This window comes from Actinomadura fibrosa, from assembly GCF_900659615.1.
In the GTDB taxonomy this organism is placed as follows: Bacteria; Actinomycetota; Actinomycetes; order Streptosporangiales; family Streptosporangiaceae; genus Spirillospora; species Spirillospora fibrosa.
In genome coordinates, this window is the sequence record NZ_CAACUY010000494.1 from 1 (window position 1) to 2,548 (window position 2,548).

A 2,548-nucleotide genomic window follows, 5' to 3' on the forward strand; every position below is an offset into this window, starting at 1 on the left:
CGGTGGAGCGGATGATGCGCGACGCCAAGATCACTCAGATCTACGAGGGCACCAACCAGATCCAGCGCATGGTCATGGCCCGCCAGCTCCTGAAGTAGCGGCTCCGGGCGGCGCGACGGGCAGGCGGACCTCGAACTGCGCGCCGCCCTCCGGCGCGTCCCCCGCGGTGAGCGTCCCGCCGTGTGCGGCCACGAGGTCCCTGGCGATGGCGAGGCCGAGCCCCGCGCCGCCCTCGTCCCGGCTCCGGGCGTCGTCCAGCCGGACGAACCGCTCGAAGATCCGCTCGCGGTCGCCGGCCGGCACGCCCGGCCCGTCGTCGCGGACCCGCACCACCGCCGCGCCGCCCTCCCGCCGCACGGACAGCCGGACGGTCCGGTCCGCGTGCCGTTCGGCGTTGTCGAGCAGGTTGCCGACCACCCGGGCCAGGCGGCCCGGCACGCCCATGACCGGCGGGTCGTCCTCGAACGACGCCTCGACGGGGACGCGGTCCAGCGGGGCACGGCGCTCCAGCTCGTCCCGCAGCAGCGCCGCGAGCGCCACCGGACGCGGCGCGGGCCGGTCGCCTGCGTCGATCCGGGCGAGCAGCAGCAGGTCGGCGGCCAGCCGCTGGAGCCGGACGACGTCGTCGACCAGGCCGTCCACGTCCAGCAGCGAGGGGTGCGCCGCCGCGACCTCCAGCTGGGTGCGCAGCGACGCGATCGGGCTCCGCAGCTCGTGCGAGGCGTCCGCGACGAAGCCGCGCTGCCGCGCCACCGAGCCCTCCAGCGCCGCGAGGGTCGCGTTGGTCGTGGCGGCCAGCTCGGCCACCTCGTCGCGCGAGTCCGGGACCGGCACCCGGCGGGCCAAGTCGCTGGACGCGGTGATCTCCGCGAGCTCGGCCCGGACCGCCTCCACCGGACGCAGCGCGCGCCGCGTCACCAGCCAGGTCACGCCCGCCACCACGGCGAGCAGCAGCGGCAGGCCCGCGAGCATCGCGCGGGCGACCGTCCCCTCGGCGTCGCGGGCGGCCGCGAGGTCCGCGCCCGCGTAGACGGTGGCGGTCTCGCCGGCGGGCGTGGTCACCTCGACGGCCGCGAAGCGGTAGTCCGCGCGGCGGCCGTCCACCGTCGCGCTGCCGGTGGACAGGCCCGGGTCGTCGCCGGACACCTCGCCGCGCCCGGGATCGTCGTCATCGTCGCGGTCCGATCCGCGCCCGCGCCCCGGTCCGTGGCCGGAGCCGTGCCCGGAGTCGTCCGACGGCCCAGGCGCCGTGGACGCGCTGGACGCCCCAGCAGAGGATGCCCCGGCGGCGGGCGCCACGCCGGTCGCGCCGGTGCCGGTGATCGCGCTCAGGCCCTTGCTGGCCGCCCGCACGCCTCCGTCCTCGGCGACCACCTGGACGGGGTGCTCGTCTCCGTCCGGCAGGTCGAGCGCGGTGTAGGACGTGCCGGTCGCGAGCTGCGCGGCCACCTCGCGGGCCGCGACCTCGGCCTGGAGGTCGGTCCGCCCGCCCAGGTCGGCGCGCAGCAGCAGGACCACCCCGAGCCCCGCCGCGACGAGCGCGACGGCGACGACGGCGGTGGCGCCCGCCGTCGTCCGCGCCCGGACGGACCGGAGCCGGCGGCCTCCCCGGCGCCCCATGTCAGGCGCCCCCGTCCCGTGCTAGCCGGTACCCCGCCCCGCGCACCGTCACGATCGACCTGCGCCCGAACGGGACGTCCAGCTTGCGGCGCAGCGCGCTCACGTACACCTCGACGATGTTGGGCGGGCCGCCGTAGGCGAAGTCCCAGACGGCCTCCAGGATCTGCGCCTTCGACACGACGCGGCCCGCGTTCACCGCCAGGTGCTCCAGCACCGCGAACTCCTTGGCGGTCAGCTCGACCTCGTCGCCGCCGCGGAACACGCGCCGCCCGGCCGGGTCCACGGTGAGGTCGCCCAGCACGATGGACGGCGCGGCGCCCCGCGTCCGGCGGCGCAGCAGGGCCCGGACGCGGGCCACCAGCACCACGTACGAGAACGGCTTGGTGAGGTAGTCGTCGGCGCCGGTGTCCAGCCCCTCGGCCTCGTCGTACTCGCCGTCCTTGGCGGTGAGCATGAGGATGGGCGTCTCGTCGCCGGCCGCGCGCAGCGCCGAGCAGACCCGGTAGCCGTTCATGCCGGGCAGCATGACGTCCAGGATGATCAGGTCGTGGCCGCCGCCGAGCGCCAGGTCCAGCCCTTCGGCCCCGTCGTGGACGACGTCCACCGCGAAGCCCTCGGCCGCCAGCCCCCGCGCGAGGGACGTGGCCAGGCGCTTCTCGTCCTCCACGATCAGTAGCCGCATGGGTCCAGCCTGCCAAACGCTTCCTGAAGGCGGCTTCAGGCAGCTTCAGCGGCCGCTCAGGAACGTCCCGGAAGGTGGCCCTTTGTACGGCGGCCGGGCGCACCGGCCGCGACGTGACCCAGGGGGAGGACCCATGGACGTTCGCTCGATGCTCTCGGGACGCAGGCTGCTGGTGACCGCGGTCGCCGCGGCCGCCGTGGCGGGCGGGGGCGCCGCGACCGCGCTCGCCGCCGGCCACGACGGCGG

3 protein-coding genes are annotated in these 2,548 nt (G+C 76.8%); 1 reads left to right on the forward strand and 2 read right to left on the reverse strand.

Going from position 1 to position 2,548, the window contains the following annotated elements; all coding sequences use genetic code 11:
- The coding region (locus E1300_RS49005; RefSeq protein WP_131764087.1) for an acyl-CoA dehydrogenase family protein at positions 1-98 on the forward strand (98 nt) is incomplete at its 5' end.
- On the opposite strand, the gene E1300_RS49010 is transcribed toward E1300_RS49005, so the two are convergent.
- Together E1300_RS49010 and E1300_RS49015 are read right to left on the reverse strand one after the other, a co-directional pair.
- Positions 73-1,620, reverse strand: coding sequence for a sensor histidine kinase (locus E1300_RS49010; RefSeq protein WP_131764088.1), 1,548 nt, complete (start codon positions 1,618-1,620; stop codon positions 73-75). The genes E1300_RS49005 and E1300_RS49010 overlap by 26 nt on opposite strands.
- A 1-nt stretch (position 1,621) precedes the next feature.
- Positions 1,622-2,302, reverse strand: a complete 681-nt coding sequence (locus E1300_RS49015) for a response regulator transcription factor (RefSeq protein WP_131764089.1) — start codon at positions 2,300-2,302, stop codon at positions 1,622-1,624.
- Positions 2,303-2,548: the final 246 nt, after the last annotated feature.